Below are 18,305 nucleotides of genomic sequence, written 5' to 3' on the forward strand. Positions count from 1 at the left end.
GGCCAAAACTCATACGCTCATCTCATGTCAGAGGTGTACGCGACCCGCAGAGCCCAGCTCAGGGACCGCTGCAACGCGGCCGGCACCGCAGCAGCGCTCATCTCGCGCCCTGCCAACGTGCGCTATCTCGCCGGTGCAGCGCCGCAGGGCTCCGTGCTGCTGCTGGGCAAGGGCGAGGACCTGCTGGTCTGCGCCGGCCCGCTGGACGACCGGCCGACCGAGGGCCGTCCCGACGAGGCCCTGACCGTGCATGTCCTGCCCTCGCCGGGCGGCGACTGCGCGGTCACGGCAGCCGGCCTGGCCGCAGCACAGGGGGCCGAATCCCTCGCGGTGGAGGAACACCACCTCACCGTCGCCCGCCACCGGGCCCTGTCCTCCGTCGCCGCCGAGCTGCGCCTCGCCGACCTCGGCGGAGCCGTCGAGCAGCTCAGGGTCGTCAAGGACGAGGAGGAGATCTCCTGCCTCCGCATCGGCGCCGAGATCGCCGACCAGGCCCTCGGCGAGCTGCTGGAGTCCATCCTGGTCGGCCGCACGGAACGGCACCTGGCGCTGGAGCTGGAGCGGCGCCTGGTCGACCACGGCGCCGACGGGCCCGCGTTCGCCACCTCGGTGGCCACCGGCCCGAACTCCGGCCGCCGCGGCCACCGGCCCACCGACCGCCGCGTGGAGGAGGGCGACTTCCTCTCCGTCTGTCTGGGCGCCACCTACCGCGGCTACCGCTGCGAGATCGGCCGTACCTTCGTCATCGGCACCTCGCCCGCCGACTGGCAGATCGAGCTGTACGACCTGGTTTTCGCAGCCCAGCGGGCCGGACGCGAGTCCCTGGCACCGGGCGCCGCCTACCGTGACGTCGACCGTGCGGCACGCCAGGTGCTGGGCTCCGCGGGCTATGCTGAGGCTCTACCACCGCTGACGGGACACGGCGTCGGACTCGAAATCGACGAGGACCCGCAGCTGGCCCCTGCGGCCATGGGTAAACTGGACGCTTGCGTGCCGGTCACCGTCGAACCGGGGGTCCACCTCCCGGGCCGGGGCGGCGTCCGGATCGATGACACGCTCGTCGTACGCCCTGAGGCGGACGGCGGACCCGAGCTACTCACCATCACGACCAAGGAGCTGCTCGCGCTCTAGCCTCGCGCTGTGCGCGTGCCCCGGGGTCGTACGTCAGTCCAGGAGATTCCGCAACCGTGGCTTCCACGAACGACCTCAAGAACGGCATGGTGCTCAAGCTCGAAGGCGGCCAGCTCTGGTCCGTCGTCGAGTTCCAGCACGTCAAGCCCGGCAAGGGCCCGGCCTTCGTGCGCACCAAGCTCAAGAACGTGCTCTCCGGCAAGGTCGTCGACAAGACCTTCAACGCCGGCGTCAAGGTCGAGACGGCCACTGTCGACAAGCGCGACATGCAGTTCTCGTACATGGACGGCGACTACTTCGTCTTCATGGACATGGAGACCTACGACCAGCTGATGGTCGACCGCAAGGCCGTCGGCGACGCCGCCAACTTCCTCATCGAGGGCTTCACCGCCACCGTCGCGCAGCACGAGGGCGAGGTGCTCTTCGTCGAGCTTCCGGCCGCCGTGGAGCTCGTCATCCAGGAGACCGAGCCGGGCGTCCAGGGCGACCGCTCCACCGGTGGCACCAAGCCCGCCACCCTGGAGACCGGCCACCAGATCCAGGTCCCGCTCTTCATCACCACCGGTGAGAAGATCAAGGTCGACACCCGTACGAGCGACTACCTCGGCCGGGTGAACAGCTAACCGTGGCTGCCCGCAACACGGCCCGCAAGCGCGCCTTCCAGATCCTCTTCGAGGGCGACCAGCGCGGCGCCGACGTCCTGACGGTCCTCGCGGACTGGATCCGGCTGTCCCGGTCCGACACCCGGCAGCCGCCGGTGAGCGAGTACACGATGCAGCTGGTCGAGGGCTACGCGGAGCACGCACGCCGCATCGACGACCTGATCTCCCAGTACGCGGTGGGCTGGACGCTCGACCGGATGCCGGTCGTCGACCGGAACATCCTGCGCCTGGGTGCCTACGAGCTGATCTGGGTGGACGAGACCCCGGACGCCGTCGTCCTGGACGAGATGGTGCAGATCGCCAAGGAGTTCTCCACGGACGAGTCGCCCTCGTTCGTGAACGGCCTGCTCGGCCGGCTCAAGGAGCTGAAGCCGTCACTGCGCCGGGACGAGGCGTAAGCGGTACGACAAACGCCGAAGGGCCCGCAGCGAACGCATGCTGCGGGCCCTTCGGCGTACATCCACGAAAACACCGCCGGGGTGCCCCGAACCGTACGGTTCAGGCCACCCCGGCGGCACGTTTCTGCTCAGCTGTCGCAGGCGCTCAGGCCTCTTCGTGGGTGGCCACCGCGCGGCGCGCGTCCGCGTCCAGGACACCCCAGCTGATCAGCTGCTCGGTCAGGACCGAGGGGGACTGGTCGTAGATGACGGCGAGGGTGCGCAGGTCGTCCTGGCGGATAGAGAGCACCTTGCCGTTGTAGTCGCCGCGCTGGGACTGGATGGTCGCCGCGTAGCGCTGCAGGGGGCCCGCCTTCTCGGCCGGCACCGTGGCAAGCCGCTCCAGGTCGAGGACCAGCTTCGGCGGCGGCTCGGCGGCGCCGCCCGGCGTGGTGCCCGGCAGGAGCTCCTGCACGGGGACGCCATAGAAATCGGCCAACTCGGCGAGACGCTGCACGGTAACGGCGCGGTCACCGCGCTCATATGAACCGACCACCACGGCCTTCCAGCGCCCCTGGGACTTCTCCTCGACACCGTGGAGGGAAAGGCCCTGCTGGGTGCGGATGGCCCGGAGCTTGGCCCCGAGCTGTTTGGCGTATTCGCTGGACATATAGCTCCCCGGACACTGTGTCGACGCGGTCGGCTGGGTTTCCCGCCGCGCGGCTGGTAACTCACTGTGAGGTTACGCAGCGTGACTCTCATGCGTCAAGCCGAATGGTCCACACCGACTCTTCCGTGGTAGTGGCGGCCGATTGCTCCAGGTGGGTGATCGACGCCCGCTCGGGACCTGCTACCGTGGATGGCGCAAATCCGACGTCCTTTAAGGTCCGTCCCGTGAGGCGGAGAAGGAGGTCCGTTTCTTATGGACTCGCACGCGAACCCGCATGCATCCGATGCGCGGCCTGTACTCGAAGGCTCCGACATCGCACGGGTGCTGACCCGTATCGCCCACGAGATCGTCGAGCGCGCCAAGGGCGCCGACGACGTGGTGCTCCTCGGTATTCCGACCCGGGGTGTCTTCCTCGCCCAGCGGCTCGCCGCCAAGCTGGAGCAGATCACCGACCGCAAGGTCCCCGTCGGCTCGCTCGACATCACCATGTACCGCGACGACCTGCGCATGCACCCGCCGCGTGCGCTGGCCCGCACCGAGATCCCCGGTGACGGCATCGACGGCCGTCTGGTCGTCCTCGTCGACGACGTGCTCTTCTCCGGGCGCACCATCCGTGCCGCCCTCGACGCCCTGAACGACATCGGGCGCCCGCGCGCGGTCCAGCTCGCGGTCCTGGTCGACCGCGGCCACCGCGAACTGCCCATCCGCGCCGACTATGTCGGCAAGAACCTCCCCACGTCGCTGCGGGAGACGGTCAAGGTCCAGCTCGCCGAGGAGGACGGTCGCGACACCGTGCTGCTCGGTGTGAAGCCGGCCGACCAGTAGCAAGTCAGGCGCGCGCGGCCGCTTCGGCGTGCTGACACGCGAACCGGTTTGCCCTAATTCTCCCGATTAACTGCCTTACGGAGCCTGACAGATGCAGCGTCATCTCATCTCGGCCGCCGACCTCACCCGCGACGACGCCGTCCTGATCCTCGACACCGCCGAGGAGATGGCCCGGGTCGCCGACCGGCCGATCAAGAAGCTGCCGACCCTGCGCGGCCGCACCATCGTCAACCTCTTCTTCGAGGACTCCACCCGGACCCGGATCTCCTTCGAGGCCGCCGAGAAGCGGCTGTCCGCGGACGTCATCAACTTCTCCGCCAAGGGCTCCAGCGTGTCCAAGGGCGAGTCCCTGAAGGACACCGCGCAGACCCTGGAGGCGATGGGCGTCGACGCCGTCGTCATCCGGCACGGCGCCTCCGGAGCCCCCTACCGCCTGGCCACCTCGGGCTGGATCGACGCCGCCGTCATCAACGCCGGCGACGGCACCCACCAGCACCCCACGCAGGCCCTGCTGGACGCTTTCACCATGCGCCGCCGCCTGGTCGGCCGGGACGCCGGCCTCGGCCAGGACCTGGCCGGCAAGCGGATCACCATCGTCGGCGACGTCCTGCACAGCCGGGTCGCCCGCTCCAACGTCGACCTGCTGCACACCCTCGGCGCCGAGGTCACCCTCGTCGCGCCGCCCACCCTGGTGCCGGTCGGCGTCGAGACCTGGCCCTGCGAGGTGTCGTACGACCTCGACAGCACCCTGCCGAAGTCCGACGCGGTGATGATGCTCCGGGTCCAGCGGGAGCGCATGAACGCCGCCTTCTTCCCGACCGAGCGCGAGTACTCGCGTCGCTACGGCCTCGATGGCGAGCGCATGGCGAAGATGCCCGAGCACGCCATCGTGATGCACCCCGGCCCGATGGTCCGCGGCATGGAGATCACCGCCGAGGTCGCCGACTCCGAGCGCTGCACCGTGGTCGAGCAGGTCGCGAACGGCGTCTCCATCCGGATGGCCGTCCTGTACCTGCTGCTCGGCGGCGCTGTGTTTGATTCAAAAAACGTGCCCGCCGTCACCCCCACCCGCACCAACGAGGAGAAGTAAGACCCATGAGCAAGATCCTTATCCGTGGTGCGAAGGTGCTGGGCGGCGAGCCGCAGGACGTGCTGATCGACGGCGAGACGATCGCCGAGGTGGGCGCCGGGCTCAGCACCGAGGGCGCGGAGGTCGTCGAGGCCGCCGGCAAGGTGCTGCTGCCGGGCCTGGTCGACCTGCACACCCACCTGCGCGAGCCGGGCCGCGAGGACTCCGAGACCGTGCTGACCGGCACGCGCGCGGCCGCCTCCGGCGGCTACACCGCCGTGTTCGCCATGGCCAACACCTTCCCGGTCGCCGACACCGCCGGTGTGGTCGAGCAGGTCTACCGGCTCGGCCAGGAGCACGGCTACTGCGACGTCCAGCCCATCGGCGCCGTCACCGTCGGCCTGGAGGGCCGCAAGCTCGCCGAGCTGGGCGCGATGCACGAGTCGGCCGCCGGGGTCACCGTCTTCTCCGACGACGGCAAGTGCGTCGACGACGCCGTGATCATGCGCAGGGCGCTGGAGTACGTGAAGGCCTTCGGCGGTGTCGTCGCCCAGCACGCGCAGGAGCCGAGGCTCACCGAGGGCGCCCAGATGAACGAGGGCATCGTCTCCGCCGAGCTGGGCCTGGGCGGCTGGCCTGCCGTCGCCGAGGAGTCGATCATCGCCCGGGACGTGCTGCTCGCCGAGCACGTGGGCTCCCGGGTCCACATCTGCCACCTCTCGACCGCGGGCTCGGTGGAGATCGTCCGCTGGGCCAAGTCCCGCGGCATCCAGGTCACCGCCGAGGTGACCCCGCACCACCTGCTCCTCACCGACGAGCTGGTGCGCACGTACAACCCCGTCTACAAGGTCAACCCGCCGCTGCGCACCGAGCGGGACGTGCTCGCCCTGCGCGAGGCGCTCGCCGACGGCACGATCGACATCGTCGCCACCGACCACGCCCCGCACCCGCACGAGGACAAGGACTGCGAGTGGGCCGCGGCCGCCATGGGCATGGTCGGTCTGGAGACCGCGTTGTCAGTGGTTCAGGAGACCATGGTCGACACCGGGTTGCTGGACTGGGCCGGCGTCGCCGACCGCATGTCCGTCAAGCCGGCGCAGATCGGACAGGCCACCGGCCACGGCCGTCCCGTCTCGGCTGGTGAGCCCGCCAACCTCACCCTCGTCGACACGGAATACCGTGGCTCGGTGGACCCCGCGGGCTTCGCCTCGCGCAGCCGCAACACCCCGTACGAGGGACGCGAGCTGCCGGGCCGTGTCACCCACACGTGGCTCCGGGGCAAGGCCACGCTCGTCGACGGGAAGCTCACGTGACACCTGTAATCCTGCTGGCCGAGGCGCAGAAGTCGGCCGAGGTCACCGACTGGCCCGCCCGCATCGGCTGGCTGATCGGCCTCGCCCTCTTCGTCGCGCTCATCTACTGGCTGATGCGCGAGGGCTGGAAGTGGCGCGGCACGCTCCAGGGCGACCTGCCCGAGCTGCCCAGCGCGCCGCAGGAGCCAGGCGAGGCCAGACTGACGATGAGCGGCCGCTACCACGGCTCGACCACGGCCGGGCAGTGGCTGGACCGCATCGTGGCCCACGGCCTCGGCACCCGCAGCCGGGCCGAGCTGACCCTCACGGACGCGGGCCTGGAGGTCGTACGCCCCGGGGCGACCGACTTCTTCGTCCCCACCGCCGCGCTGCGCGGGGCCCGGCTCGACAAGGGCATCGCCGGCAAGGTCCTCACCGAGGGCGGCCTGCTGGTGGTGACCTGGGCCCTCGGGGACAAGCTGATCGACTCCGGCTTCCGCTCCGACCACGCGGCCGAGCACACCGAGTGGGTCGACACCCTCAACCAGATGACCAACGACACGGAAGGCGCACGATGACGACCTCCACCAGGGGAGCCGCCAAGGTTCCCGCCGTACTCGTCCTGGAGGACGGCCGCACCTTCCGCGGCCGTGCCTACGGGGCCGTGGGGGAGACCTTCGGCGAGGCCGTGTTCTCCACCGGTATGACCGGCTACCAGGAGACTCTCACCGACCCGTCGTACGACCGCCAGATCGTCGTCGCGACCGCCCCGCAGATCGGCAACACCGGCTGGAACGACGAGGACGACGAGTCGAGCCGCATCTGGGTCTCCGGCTACGTCGTGCGCGACCCCGCGCGCGTTCCGTCCAACTGGCGGGCCAAGCGCTCCCTGGACGACGAGCTGGTCGCGCAGGGCGTGGTCGGCATCTCCGGGATCGACACCCGCGCCCTCACCCGCCACCTGCGCGAGCGCGGCTCGATGCGCGCCGGCGTCTTCTCCGGCGAGGCGATCGCCCCCGAGGCCGAGCTGCTCGAGCGCGTGCAGGCCCAGCCGCACATGAAGGGCGCGAGCCTGTACGAGGAGGTCGCGACCGAGCAGGCGTACGTCGTCCCCGCGATCGGCGAGAAGCGCTTCACCGTCGCCGCCATCGACCTCGGCATCAAGGGCATGACCCCGCATCGCATGGCCGAGCGCGGCATCGAGGTGCACGTGCTCCCGGCGACGGCCTCCGTGGACGACGTCTACGCCGTCGACCCGGACGGCGTCTTCTTCTCCAACGGCCCCGGCGATCCGGCCACGGCCGACGGCCCGGTGGCCCTCATGTCCGCCGTCCTGGAGCGCAGGACGCCCCTGTTCGGCATCTGCTTCGGCAACCAGATCCTCGGCCGCGCCCTCGGCTTCGGCACCTACAAGCTGAAGTACGGCCACCGGGGCATCAACCAGCCGGTCCAGGACCGTACGACCGGCAAGGTCGAGGTCACCGCGCACAACCACGGCTTCGCCGTCGACGCGCCGCTCGACAAGGTCAGCGACACGAAGTTCGGCCGCGCCGAGGTCTCGCACGTCTGCCTGAACGACAACGTCGTGGAGGGGCTGCAGCTGCTCGACCAGCCGGCCTTCTCCGTCCAGTACCACCCCGAAGCGGCAGCGGGCCCGCACGACGCCGCCTACCTCTTCGACCGCTTCGTTTCCCTGATGGAGGGCCAGCGTGCCTAAGCGCACCGATATCCAGTCCGTCCTGGTCATCGGCTCCGGCCCGATCGTCATCGGCCAGGCCGCCGAGTTCGACTACTCCGGCACCCAGGCGTGCCGCGTGCTCAGGGCCGAGGGCCTGCGTGTGGTCCTCGTCAACTCCAACCCGGCGACGATCATGACCGACCCGGAGATCGCCGACGCCACCTACGTCGAGCCGATCACCCCCGAGTTCGTCGAGAAGATCATCGCCAAGGAGCGCCCCGACGCCCTGCTGCCCACCCTGGGCGGCCAGACGGCCCTGAACACCGCCATCTCGCTGCACGAGAACGGTGTCCTGGAGAAGTACGGCGTCGAGCTGATCGGCGCCAAGCCCGAGGCGATCCACAAGGGCGAGGACCGCGACCTGTTCAAGGCCGTGGTGGAGGCCGTCAACGCGAAGATCGGGCACGGCGAGTCCGCCCGTTCGGTCATCTGCCACTCCATGGACGACGTCCTCAAGGGCGTCGAGCAGCTCGGCGGCTACCCGGTCGTCGTCCGCCCGTCCTTCACCATGGGCGGCGCCGGCTCCGGCTTCGCGCACGACGAGGAGGAGCTGCGCCGCATCGCCGGTCAGGGCCTCACCCTCTCGCCGACCACCGAGGTGCTCCTGGAGGAGTCCATCCTCGGCTGGAAGGAGTACGAGCTGGAGCTGATGCGCGACAAGCACGACAACGTCGTGGTCGTCTGCTCCATCGAGAACTTCGACCCGATGGGCGTGCACACCGGTGACTCGATCACCGTCGCGCCCGCGATGACGCTGACCGACCGCGAGTACCAGATCCTGCGCGACATCGGCATCGCCGTCATCCGCGAGGTCGGCGTCGACACCGGCGGCTGCAACATCCAGTTCGCGGTGAACCCCGAGGACGGCCGGGTGATCGTCATCGAGATGAACCCGCGTGTGTCGCGCTCCTCGGCGCTCGCCTCCAAGGCGACCGGCTTCCCGATCGCCAAGATCGCCGCCAAGCTCGCCGTGGGCTACACCCTGGACGAGATCCCGAACGACATCACCCAGGAGACCCCGGCCTCCTTCGAGCCCACGCTCGACTACGTGGTCGTCAAGGCCCCGCGGTTCGCCTTCGAGAAGTTCCCGCAGGCCGACTCGACCCTCACGACCACCATGAAGTCGGTCGGCGAGGCCATGGCCATCGGCCGCAACTTCACCGAGGCCTTCCAGAAGGCGCTGCGCTCGCTGGAGAAGAAGGGCAGCCAGTTCACCTTCGTCGGTGAGCCCGGCGACAAGGACGCGCTGCTGCGCGAGGCCGTGCGCCCCACCGACGGCCGGATCAACACGGTCATGCAGGCCATCCGCGCGGGCGCCACGCCCGAGGAGATCTTCGAGTACACGAAGATCGACCCGTGGTTCGTGGACCAGCTCTTCCTGATCAAGGAGGTCGCGGACGAGCTGGACGCGGCGCCCGAGCTGACCCGTGAGCTGCTCGCCGAGGCCAAGCGGCACGGCTTCTCCGACCAGCAGATCGGTGAGATCCGCGGCCTGCGCGAGGACGTCGTCCGCGAGGTCCGGCACGCCCTCGGCATCCGCCCGGTCTACAAGACGGTCGACACCTGCGCCGCCGAGTTCGCCGCGAAGACACCGTACTTCTACTCCTCCTACGACGAGGAGAGCGAGGTCGCGCCCCGCGAGAAGCCCGCGGTGATCATCCTGGGCTCCGGCCCGAACCGCATCGGCCAGGGCATCGAGTTCGACTACTCCTGCGTCCACGCCTCCTTCGCGCTGTCCGACGCCGGGTACGAGACCGTGATGGTCAACTGCAACCCGGAGACCGTCTCCACGGACTACGACACCTCCGACCGCCTGTACTTCGAGCCGCTGACGCTCGAAGACGTGCTGGAGATCGTCCACGCGGAGTCCCTCGCCGGCCCGATCGCGGGCGTCATCGTCCAGCTGGGCGGCCAGACCCCGCTGGGTCTCGCACAGGCCCTGAAGGACAACGGCGTGCCGATCGTGGGCACCCCGCCCGAGGCGATCCACGCCGCCGAGGACCGCGGCGCCTTCGGCCGGGTCCTCGCCGAGGCCGGCCTGCCCGCGCCCAAGCACGGCACGGCCACCACCTTCGCCGGTGCCAAGGCCATCGCCGACGAGATCGGCTACCCGGTCCTCGTCCGGCCCTCCTACGTCCTCGGCGGGCGCGGCATGGAGATCGTCTACGACGAGACCCGCCTCGCCTCCTACATCGCCGAGTCGACCGAGATCAGCCCCTCCCGGCCGGTCCTCGTCGACCGCTTCCTGGACGACGCCATCGAGATCGACGTCGACGCCCTGTACGACGGCGAGGAGCTGTACCTCGGCGGCGTCATGGAGCACATCGAGGAGGCCGGCATCCACTCCGGCGACTCGGCGTGCGCCCTGCCCCCGATCACCCTCGGCGGCTTCGACATCAAGCGCCTGCGGGCCTCCACCGAGGCCATCGCGCGCGGCGTCGGGGTGCGCGGCCTGATCAACATCCAGTTCGCGATGGCGGGCGACATCCTGTACGTCCTGGAGGCCAACCCGCGCGCCTCCCGTACGGTCCCCTTCACCTCGAAGGCGACCGCGGTGCCGCTCGCGAAGGCCGCCGCCCGGATCTCGCTGGGCGCGACCATCGCCGAGCTGCGCGCCGAGGGCCTGCTCCCGGCGACCGGCGACGGCGGCGAGCTGCCGCTGGACGCGCCGATCTCCGTCAAGGAGGCCGTCATGCCGTGGTCGCGCTTCCGCGACATCCACGGCCGCGGCGTCGACACCGTCCTCGGCCCGGAGATGCGCTCCACCGGCGAGGTCATGGGCATCGACTCCGTCTTCGGCACGGCGTACGCCAAGTCGCAGGCGGGCGCCTACGGCCCGCTGCCCACCAAGGGCCGCGCGTTCATCTCGGTCGCCAACCGCGACAAGCGCTCGATGATCTTCCCGGCCCGTGAGCTGGTCGCGCACGGCTTCGAGCTGCTCGCCACCTCCGGCACGGCCGAGGTCCTCAAGCGCAACGGCATCAACGCCACGGTCGTGCGCAAGCAGTCCGAGGGCACCGGCCCGAACGGCGAGCGGACCATCGTCCAGCTCATCCACGACGGCGAGGTCGACCTCATCGTCAACACCCCGTACGGCACCGGCGGCCGCCTCGACGGCTACGACATCCGTACGGCCGCGGTGGCCCGCTCCGTGCCGTGCCTGACGACCGTCCAGGCGCTCGCGGCGGCCGTCCAGGGCATCGACGCCCTCAACCACGGTGACGTGGGCGTCCGTTCGCTCCAGGAACACGCGGAACACCTGACCGCGGCCCGCGACTAGCAGCCCTGAGGGGGACACCGGAAACGGTGTCCCCCTCTGTATGAGGACAGCATGTACAAGATCTTTTTCAACCTCGTCTTCAAGTGGATGGACCCGGAGCAGGCCCACTACCTGGCCTTCCGCTGGATCCGCCTCGCCGCCCGCGTCCCCGTGCTGCGCACCTTCGTCGCGGCCGCCCTCGCGCCCCGCCACAAGGAGCTGCGCACCGAGGCCTTCGGGCTGCGCATGCACGGCCCCTTCGGGCTCGCCGCCGGCTTCGACAAGAACGCCGTGGCCATCGACGGCATGTCGATGCTGGGCTTCGACCACGTCGAGATCGGCACGGTCACCGGCGAGGCGCAGCCCGGCAACCCCAAGAAGCGGCTGTTCCGGCTCGTCGCGGACCGGGCGCTGATCAACCGCATGGGCTTCAACAACGACGGCTCGCTCGCCGTCGCGGCCCGTCTGGCCACGCGCGAGCCCGTCTTCAGGACCGTCGTCGGCGTCAACATCGGCAAGACCAAGGTCGTCCCGGAGGCGGAGGCCGTCGGCGACTACGTGAAGTCGGCCGAGCGCCTCGCGCCGTACGCCGACTACCTGGTCGTGAACGTCTCCTCGCCGAACACGCCGGGCCTGCGCAACCTCCAGGCCACCGAGGCGCTGCGCCCGCTGCTCACCGCCGTACGCGAGGCCGCCGACCGTACGGTCGCGGGCCGGCGCGTTCCGCTCCTGGTGAAGATCGCCCCGGACCTCGCCGACGAGGACATCGACGCGGTCGCCGACCTCGCCGTGGAGCTGGGTCTGGACGGCATCATCGCCACCAACACCACCATCGCGCGCGAGGGCCTCGGTTTGAAATCCGCACCCTCGCTGGTGAAGGAGACCGGCGGCCTCTCCGGCGCACCCCTGAAGGCACGCTCCCTGGAGGTCCTGCGCCGTCTGTACGCGCGCGTGGGCGACAGGATCACCCTGGTGGGGGTCGGCGGCATCGAGACCGCCGAGGACGCCTGGCAGCGCATCCTGGCCGGTGCCACGCTGGTCCAGGGGTACAGCGCCTTCATCTACGAGGGCCCCTTCTGGTCCCGTGCCATCCACAAGGGCCTCGCCGCGCGCCTGCGCACCAGCCCGTACGCCACCCTCGCCGACGCGGTCGGCGCCGACGTGAGGAAGCCCGCATGACCTCCTTCGAGCCCTTCGGTGCCCGGCTGCGCCGCGCGATGGACGAGCGCGGCCCGCTCTGTGTCGGCATCGACCCGCACGCCTCCCTGCTCGCCGAGTGGGGCCTGAACGACGACGTGGCCGGTCTGGAGCGGTTCAGCCGCACGGTCGTCGAGGCGGTGGCCGACCGGGTCGCCGTCATGAAGCCGCAGAGCGCCTTCTTCGAGCGGTTCGGCTCGCGCGGCGTCGCCGTCCTGGAGAAGGCGGTCCAGGAGGCCCGCGCGGCCGGCACCCTGGTCGTGATGGACGCCAAGCGCGGCGACATCGGCTCCACCATGGCCGGGTACGCCGAGGCCTTCCTGCACAAGGACGCCCCGCTGTTCTCCGACGCCCTGACCGTCTCGCCCTACCTCGGCTACGGCTCCCTCAGCCCGGCCGTCGCGCTGGCCAGGGAGACCGGCGCCGGACTGTTCGTCCTGGCCCTCACCTCGAACCCGGAGGGACCGGAGGTCCAGCACGCGGTCCGCGCCGACGGGCGCACCGTGGGCGCGACCATGCTGGCCCACCTCGCCGCCGAGAACGCGGGCGAGGAGCCGCTGGGCTCCTTCGGGGCGGTCGTCGGCGCCACGGTGGGCGACCTGTCCTCCTACGACCTCGACATCAACGGCCCGCTCCTCGCGCCCGGTGTCGGCGCTCAGGGCGCGACGGCGGCCGACCTTCCCAGGGTCTTCGGGCCGGCGGTGCGCAACGTCGTCCCGAACGTCAGCCGGGGTGTGCTGCGGCACGGTCCCGACGTCGGGGCGCTGCGCTCGGCCACGGAGCGCTTCGCGGAGGAGATCAGGGCCGCTGTCAGCGCCGACTGAGAACTCCGCCGGGCGTTCCCGCCGACGGCACCAGGGCGACTTGAGTGTGAATACATCCTCAAATCGAGGGCAGTATGTCTGAAATGTCCGGCCTGACGGCGGCTGACCAGTACTTTTCCGCTGTTCTCGCTGACTCTGGCGGACTTGCCCGCTAGTCTCCGAGCAGTGGGGGCACCTCCCACGCCGTTTAAGGCAGTGGGGGAGAACGGGCAGCGTGTTGCTCGTAGCTCCCCAGGTGTGGGGCGACTAGGTTCCTCACCGGTCCGTATCCGACAGTTCGACATCCGAGGTGACGTAGGCGTGGCTCTTCCGCCCCTTACCCCTGAACAGCGCGCAGCCGCGCTCGAAAAGGCCGCCGCGGCTCGCCGGGAGCGGGCCGAGGTCAAGAATCGACTCAAGCACTCCGGCGCCTCCCTTCACGAGGTCATCAAGCAGGGCCAGGAGAACGACGTCATCGGCAAGATGAAGGTCTCCGCCCTGCTCGAGTCCCTGCCGGGCGTGGGCAAGGTCCGCGCCAAGCAGATCATGGAGCGTCTGGGCATCTCCGAGAGCCGCCGTGTGCGCGGTCTCGGTTCGAACCAGATCGCGTCCCTGGAGCGTGAGTTCGGCAGCACCGGTTCCTGAGTCCGGCTCCGGCCGGACCGGGCGTCCCGGGCACCCCGGGATTGCTGGAATAATCGCTGCATGAGTGAACGTCCGCGGCTGACCGTGCTCTCCGGCCCTTCGGGGGTCGGCAAGAGCACGGTCGTCGCCCATATGCGCAAGGAACACCCGGAGGTCTGGCTCTCGGTGTCGGCCACCACCCGCAAGCCGCGCCCCGGCGAGCGGCACGGAGTCCACTACTTCTTCGTCACCGACGAGGAGATGGACAAGCTGATCGCCAACGGCGAGCTGCTGGAGTGGGCCGAGTTCGCCGGCAACCGCTACGGCACGCCCCGCGCGGCCGTGCTGGAGCGGCTGGAGAACGGCGAGCCCGTGCTGCTGGAGATCGACCTCCAGGGCGCCCGGCAGGTCCGTGAGTCGATGGCCGACGCCCAGCTGGTGTTCCTGGCTCCGCCCTCCTGGGAGGAGCTGGTGCGCAGGCTCACCGGCCGGGGGACCGAGTCGCCCGAGGTCATCGAGCGCCGCCTGAAGGCGGCCAGGACCGAGCTGGCGGCCGAGCCGGAGTTCGACGTGACCTTGGTCAACACCTCCGTCGAGGACGTGGCCAGCGAGCTGCTAGCCTTGATGGACGTTGTGTGATCGTTTCTGATCATGCACACTGAATCTTTCCCATCCATCGGAAGGTAGAGCGTGTCCTCTTCCATCACCGCGCCCGAGGGCATCATCAACCCGCCGATCGACGAGCTTCTCGAGGCCACCGACTCGAAGTACAGCCTCGTGATCTACGCGGCCAAGCGTGCCCGCCAGATCAACGCGTACTACTCGCAGCTCGGTGAGGGTCTCCTCGAGTACGTCGGTCCGCTCGTCGACACCCACGTCCACGAGAAGCCGCTCTCGATCGCCCTGCGCGAGATCAACGCGGGTCTGCTGACCTCCGAGGCCATCGAGGGCCCGGCTCAGTAGTACTTTCAGATCGCGGTTGACTTATCCACAGGCCCGGCAGTGCTTCTGCCGGGCCTGTGGTGTGTGATGGGCTCGTAGGGTTCCTAGCCGGGGAGAGACGACGGTGGACAAGCCGAAGGTCGTACTGGGGGTCAGCGGTGGCATCGCCGCGTACAAGGCCTGTGAGCTGCTGAGAAGGTTCACGGAATCGGGTCACGACGTGCGCGTGGTGCCGACCGACTCCGCGCTGCGCTTCGTCGGGGCCGCCACCTGGTCCGCGCTGTCCGGCAACCCGGTCTCCACCGAGGTCTGGGACGACGTTGACGAGGTCCCGCACGTCCGCATCGGCCAGCACGCCGACCTGGTCGTGGTGGCCCCGGCGACCGCCGACATGCTCGCCAAGGCCACCCACGGCCTCGCCGACGACCTGCTGACCAACACCCTCCTCACCGCCCGCTGTCCGGTCGTCTTCGCACCCGCGATGCACACCGAGATGTGGGAGCACCCCGCCACCCAGGAGAACGTGGCCACGCTGCGCCGCCGCGGCGCCGTCGTGATCGAGCCCGCGGTCGGCCGCCTCACCGGTGTCGACACCGGCAAGGGGCGGCTGCCCGACCCGGCGGAGATCTTCGAGGTCTGCCGCCGGGTACTCGCCCGTGGCGTCACCGAGCCCGACCTCGCGGGCCGCCACGTCGTCGTCTCGGCCGGCGGCACCCGCGAGCCGCTCGACCCGGTTCGCTTCCTCGGCAACCGCTCCTCCGGCAAGCAGGGCTACGCCCTCGCCCGCACGGCCGCGGCGCGCGGTGCCCGGGTGACGCTGATCGCGGCCAACACCGGCCTGCCCGACCCGGCCGGCGTCGACGTCGTCCCGGTGGGCACCGCCGTGCAGATGCGTGAAGCGGTCCTCAAGGCCGCCGCGGACGCCGACGCCGTGGTGATGGCCGCGGCCGTCGCCGACTTCCGCCCCGCGGCCTACGCCGCCGGAAAGATCAAGAAGAAGGACGGCCAGGACCCCGACCCGATCGTCCTGCTGCGAAATCCAGACATTCTCGCCGAGGTTTCGGCCGACCGTGCCCGCCCCGGACAGGTCGTCGTCGGCTTCGCGGCGGAGACGGACGACGTCCTCGCCAACGGCCGCACCAAGCTCGCCCGCAAGGGGTGCGACCTCCTCGTCGTCAACGAGGTGGGAGAGCGCAAGACGTTCGGTTCGGAAGAGAACGAGGCCCTTGTTCTGGGCGCCGACGGCAGCGAGACCCCCGTGCCGCACGGTCCGAAGGAGGCGCTCGCGGACACCGTCTGGGACCTCGTGGCCGCTCGTCTCGGATGATCGCGTTCCGCCGTTGGGAGCCATCTGATTCAGCCGATCGGTGTCTTCCCACCACATGACATTCCCCACGACAATGTCGCGTGGCGGCCCTGGCCAAGCCCGCTCGGCATTGTGCAGAATGCCCGTGCCGCAGGTCACAGCGCTCCCGAGAGGCGAGACACGTGGGCCGGTGGCCGAGTGCGACCGATAAACTGTTGTCGGACGACGTCGGGCGCAGCTCCCGCGTGGTCCGCCAATGATCAGCCAGCAGCCGCTGCAACCCCAGGGAGCGTTGTGTCCCGTCGCCTGTTCACCTCGGAGTCCGTGACCGAGGGTCACCCCGACAAGATCGCTGACCAGATCAGCGACACCATTCTCGACGCGCTTCTGCGCGAGGACCCGACCTCCCGGGTCGCGGTCGAGACCCTGATCACCACCGGCCTGGTGCACGTGGCCGGCGAGGTCACGACCAAGGCCTACGCGGACATCGCGACCCTGGTCCGCAACAAGATCCTCGAGATCGGCTACGACTCCTCGAAGAAGGGCTTCGACGGCGCTTCCTGCGGTGTGTCGGTGTCGATCGGCGCGCAGTCCCCGGACATCGCGCAGGGCGTGGACACCGCCTACGAGAACCGGGTCGAGGGCGACGAGGACGAGCTGGACCGGCAGGGCGCGGGCGACCAGGGCCTGATGTTCGGCTACGCCTCCGACGAGACGCCGACCCTGATGCCGCTGCCGATCTTCCTGGCGCACCGTCTGTCCAAGCGCCTGTCCGAGGTCCGCAAGAACGGCACCATCCCCTACCTGCGTCCGGACGGCAAGACGCAGGTCACCATCGAGTACGACGGCGACAAGGCCGTCCGCCTCGACACCGTGGTCGTCTCCTCGCAGCACGCGTCGGACATCGACCTGGAGTCGCTGCTGGCCCCCGACATCCGCGAGTTCGTCGTCGAGCCCGAGCTGAAGGCGCTCCTGGACGACGGCATCAAGCTGGACACCGAGGGCTACCGGCTGCTGGTCAACCCGACCGGCCGCTTCGAGATCGGCGGCCCGATGGGCGACGCCGGCCTGACCGGCCGCAAGATCATCATCGACACCTACGGCGGCATGGCCCGCCACGGCGGCGGCGCCTTCTCCGGCAAGGACCCGTCCAAGGTGGACCGCTCGGCCGCCTACGCGATGCGCTGGGTCGCCAAGAACGTGGTGGCGGCGGGCCTGGCCTCCCGCTGCGAGGTCCAGGTCGCCTACGCGATCGGCAAGGCCGAGCCGGTCGGTCTGTTCGTGGAGACCTTCGGCACCGCCAAGATCGACGCCGAGAAGATCGAGAAGGCGATCGACGAGGTCTTCGACCTCCGTCCGGCCGCCATCATCCGCGACCTCGACCTGCTCCGCCCGATCTACTCCCAGACCGCGGCGTACGGCCACTTCGGCCGCGAGCTGCCCGACTTCACCTGGGAGCGCACGGACCGCGTGGACGCCCTGCGCAAGGCCGCCGGGCTCTGAGCCCGCACAGCTCTCTCACCGAGGCCCGGTCTCCCTTCGGGGGGCCGGGCCTCGGCGTGTGCGCCGTCAGTCTGCGGGCGCCAGCCGGATCCTGCGCAGGACCCGGTCGATCTCCACGATCCTGACCGTCAGCTCCTGCCCTTCGCGCACGGCCCGTCCGTCCAGGTCCGACTCATGGACCAGGCCCTCTGCGGCCGCGCCGACCCGGACGAAGACGCCGAAGGGGATCACCTTGGTGACCGGTCCTGTCACGACGTCCCCCGTGCCCGCGGCGAGTGCGTCCCAGGGGTCTTCCTGGAGGGCCTTGAGCGAGACGACCACTTCGCCCTGGTACGTGTCGGTGTCGATCACCTCGCCGGTGACCCGCTGTCCGGGCCGGACCACCTCCTCCGGGTGGTCGATGTGCGACCACGTCAGTTCGGGGATGCGGACGAAGCCCGTCCCCGGATAGGCGGGGTGCGCGGGCTCCCCGTCCAGCCGGACGAAGACCCCGAAGTTGTGCACGGCGGCCACCGTGCCCGTGACGACATCCCCGCGCTGCTTGCTGCGCAGATACCCGTACAGGGCCTCGTCCTCGCACGCCTTGGCGGAGAGCGTGACATGGCCGCTCTGCTCGTCGATGCCGAACACTTCGGCCGTGATCCGCTGCCCGACCGACACCACCTCCCCGGGGTCGTCGAACGCGGTCCAGGAGAGGAGGTGCCGAGGGATGCTTCCGGTGGGCGCCTGCGGATCGTCCCCGTCGAGCTGTACGAGCACGTCACCCCGCTCGCCGAAGCCGGCCACCGTGCCGGTCCTGACCTCCCCGTCGGGGATGGCCGCGAGGCGTTCACGGAGTCGTTCGAGCGGGTCGGGTGCGGGTTCGGACATGGCCGCGAGCCTAGGCACGGGCGTCCGTTGTCGGTGC

At 70.0% G+C, this 18,305-nt stretch carries 18 protein-coding genes; 16 read left to right on the top strand and 2 right to left on the bottom strand.

Annotated features, from left to right (window positions below):
* Positions 1-24: 24 nt before the first annotated feature.
* From ACFYZZ_RS31575 to nusB, 3 genes are read left to right on the top strand one after another with little or no spacing between them, the layout of a single operon-like run.
* The gene (locus tag ACFYZZ_RS31575; RefSeq protein ID WP_389183120.1) at positions 25-1,131 is read left to right on the top strand and encodes an aminopeptidase P family protein; all 1,107 of its coding nucleotides are present in this window, start codon (positions 25-27) and stop codon (positions 1,129-1,131) included.
* Between the two features lie 56 nt (positions 1,132-1,187).
* Positions 1,188-1,754: an elongation factor P gene (efp, locus tag ACFYZZ_RS31580; protein ID WP_030048852.1), complete on the top strand. Its 567-nt coding sequence runs from the start codon at positions 1,188-1,190 to the stop codon at positions 1,752-1,754.
* 2 nt (positions 1,755-1,756) lie between these two features.
* Positions 1,757-2,191 carry a transcription antitermination factor NusB gene (nusB, locus tag ACFYZZ_RS31585; protein WP_381664879.1) on the top strand — a complete coding sequence of 145 codons (435 nt, stop codon included), beginning with the start codon at positions 1,757-1,759 and terminating at the stop codon, positions 2,189-2,191.
* Between the two features lie 145 nt (positions 2,192-2,336).
* On the opposite strand, the gene bldD is transcribed toward nusB, so the two are convergent.
* A complete protein-coding gene (gene bldD / locus ACFYZZ_RS31590) occupies positions 2,337-2,840 on the bottom strand; it encodes a transcriptional regulator BldD (RefSeq protein WP_014671524.1) in 504 nt (167 codons plus the stop codon).
* Positions 2,841-3,092: 252 nt separating this feature from the next.
* On the opposite strand from bldD, the gene pyrR reads away from it, so the two are divergent.
* The 13 genes from pyrR (at position 3,093) to metK (ending at position 17,398) form a co-directional block, all read left to right on the top strand.
* The gene (gene pyrR, locus ACFYZZ_RS31595; RefSeq protein WP_389183123.1) at positions 3,093-3,665 is read left to right on the top strand and encodes a bifunctional pyr operon transcriptional regulator/uracil phosphoribosyltransferase PyrR; all 573 of its coding nucleotides are present in this window, start codon (positions 3,093-3,095) and stop codon (positions 3,663-3,665) included.
* A 91-nt stretch (positions 3,666-3,756) separates the two neighbouring features.
* Positions 3,757-4,755 (top strand): aspartate carbamoyltransferase catalytic subunit, encoded by a 999-nt coding sequence (locus tag ACFYZZ_RS31600; RefSeq protein WP_386574879.1) that lies wholly within the window; start codon positions 3,757-3,759, stop codon positions 4,753-4,755.
* A 5-nt stretch (positions 4,756-4,760) separates the two neighbouring features.
* Positions 4,761-6,047, top strand: coding sequence for a dihydroorotase (locus ACFYZZ_RS31605; protein ID WP_389183126.1), 1,287 nt, complete (start codon positions 4,761-4,763; stop codon positions 6,045-6,047).
* Positions 6,044-6,604 (top strand): hypothetical protein, encoded by a 561-nt coding sequence (locus ACFYZZ_RS31610; protein ID WP_389183129.1) that lies wholly within the window; start codon positions 6,044-6,046, stop codon positions 6,602-6,604. The genes ACFYZZ_RS31605 and ACFYZZ_RS31610 overlap by 4 nt, the downstream gene beginning before the upstream one ends.
* Positions 6,601-7,743, top strand: coding sequence for a glutamine-hydrolyzing carbamoyl-phosphate synthase small subunit (carA, locus tag ACFYZZ_RS31615; RefSeq protein WP_389183132.1), 1,143 nt, complete (start codon positions 6,601-6,603; stop codon positions 7,741-7,743). The genes ACFYZZ_RS31610 and carA overlap by 4 nt, the downstream gene beginning before the upstream one ends.
* The gene (gene carB, locus ACFYZZ_RS31620) at positions 7,736-11,044 is read left to right on the top strand and encodes a carbamoyl-phosphate synthase large subunit (RefSeq protein WP_389183135.1); all 3,309 of its coding nucleotides are present in this window, start codon (positions 7,736-7,738) and stop codon (positions 11,042-11,044) included. The genes carA and carB overlap by 8 nt, the downstream gene beginning before the upstream one ends.
* Positions 11,045-11,095: 51 nt before the next feature.
* A complete protein-coding gene (locus ACFYZZ_RS31625) occupies positions 11,096-12,202 on the top strand; it encodes a quinone-dependent dihydroorotate dehydrogenase (RefSeq protein WP_389183138.1) in 1,107 nt (368 codons plus the stop codon).
* The gene (pyrF, locus tag ACFYZZ_RS31630; RefSeq protein WP_389183141.1) at positions 12,199-13,044 is read left to right on the top strand and encodes an orotidine-5'-phosphate decarboxylase; all 846 of its coding nucleotides are present in this window, start codon (positions 12,199-12,201) and stop codon (positions 13,042-13,044) included. The genes ACFYZZ_RS31625 and pyrF overlap by 4 nt, the downstream gene beginning before the upstream one ends.
* Positions 13,045-13,344: 300 nt before the next feature.
* Positions 13,345-13,668 carry an integration host factor gene (locus ACFYZZ_RS31635; RefSeq protein ID WP_003977346.1) on the top strand — a complete coding sequence of 108 codons (324 nt, stop codon included), beginning with the start codon at positions 13,345-13,347 and terminating at the stop codon, positions 13,666-13,668.
* A 60-nt stretch (positions 13,669-13,728) separates the two neighbouring features.
* Positions 13,729-14,286 (top strand): guanylate kinase, encoded by a 558-nt coding sequence (gene gmk / locus ACFYZZ_RS31640; RefSeq protein ID WP_389183144.1) that lies wholly within the window; start codon positions 13,729-13,731, stop codon positions 14,284-14,286.
* A 51-nt stretch (positions 14,287-14,337) separates the two neighbouring features.
* A complete protein-coding gene (gene rpoZ, locus ACFYZZ_RS31645) occupies positions 14,338-14,610 on the top strand; it encodes a DNA-directed RNA polymerase subunit omega (RefSeq protein ID WP_005319902.1) in 273 nt (90 codons plus the stop codon).
* A 103-nt stretch (positions 14,611-14,713) separates the two neighbouring features.
* On the top strand, positions 14,714-15,916 hold the full coding sequence (gene coaBC / locus ACFYZZ_RS31650) for a bifunctional phosphopantothenoylcysteine decarboxylase/phosphopantothenate--cysteine ligase CoaBC (protein WP_389183147.1): 1,203 nt from the start codon (positions 14,714-14,716) through the stop codon (positions 15,914-15,916).
* 273 nt (positions 15,917-16,189) lie between these two features.
* Positions 16,190-17,398, top strand: coding sequence for a methionine adenosyltransferase (gene metK, locus ACFYZZ_RS31655; protein WP_389183150.1), 1,209 nt, complete (start codon positions 16,190-16,192; stop codon positions 17,396-17,398).
* Between the two features lie 66 nt (positions 17,399-17,464).
* Here the strand turns inward: metK and ACFYZZ_RS31660 are convergent, their stop codons facing one another.
* On the bottom strand, positions 17,465-18,268 hold the full coding sequence (locus ACFYZZ_RS31660) for a S1 RNA-binding domain-containing protein (RefSeq protein WP_389183153.1): 804 nt from the start codon (positions 18,266-18,268) through the stop codon (positions 17,465-17,467).
* Positions 18,269-18,305 lie beyond the last annotated feature (37 nt).

The sequence above is a fragment of the Streptomyces sp. NPDC001816 genome, from assembly GCF_042892235.1.
Taxonomy (GTDB): domain Bacteria; phylum Actinomycetota; class Actinomycetes; order Streptomycetales; family Streptomycetaceae; genus Streptomyces.

What these genes read in the sequence shown, in the direction of transcription:
- pyrF (WP_389183141.1), top strand. Translation starts at nt 12,199, where the DNA reads ATGACCTCCTTCGAGCCCTTCGGTGCCCGGCTGCGCCGCGCGATGGAC.
- pyrR (WP_389183123.1), top strand. Translation starts at nt 3,093, where the DNA reads ATGGACTCGCACGCGAACCCGCATGCATCCGATGCGCGGCCTGTACTC.
- ACFYZZ_RS31660 (WP_389183153.1), bottom strand. Translation starts at nt 18,268, where the DNA reads ATGTCCGAACCCGCACCCGACCCGCTCGAACGACTCCGTGAACGCCTC.
- ACFYZZ_RS31605 (WP_389183126.1), top strand. Translation starts at nt 4,761, where the DNA reads ATGAGCAAGATCCTTATCCGTGGTGCGAAGGTGCTGGGCGGCGAGCCG.
- ACFYZZ_RS31575 (WP_389183120.1), top strand. Translation starts at nt 25, where the DNA reads ATGTCAGAGGTGTACGCGACCCGCAGAGCCCAGCTCAGGGACCGCTGC.
- ACFYZZ_RS31600 (WP_386574879.1), top strand. Translation starts at nt 3,757, where the DNA reads ATGCAGCGTCATCTCATCTCGGCCGCCGACCTCACCCGCGACGACGCC.
- gmk (WP_389183144.1), top strand. Translation starts at nt 13,729, where the DNA reads ATGAGTGAACGTCCGCGGCTGACCGTGCTCTCCGGCCCTTCGGGGGTC.
- ACFYZZ_RS31625 (WP_389183138.1), top strand. Translation starts at nt 11,096, where the DNA reads ATGTACAAGATCTTTTTCAACCTCGTCTTCAAGTGGATGGACCCGGAG.
- carA (WP_389183132.1), top strand. Translation starts at nt 6,601, where the DNA reads ATGACGACCTCCACCAGGGGAGCCGCCAAGGTTCCCGCCGTACTCGTC.
- bldD (WP_014671524.1), bottom strand. Translation starts at nt 2,840, where the DNA reads ATGTCCAGCGAATACGCCAAACAGCTCGGGGCCAAGCTCCGGGCCATC.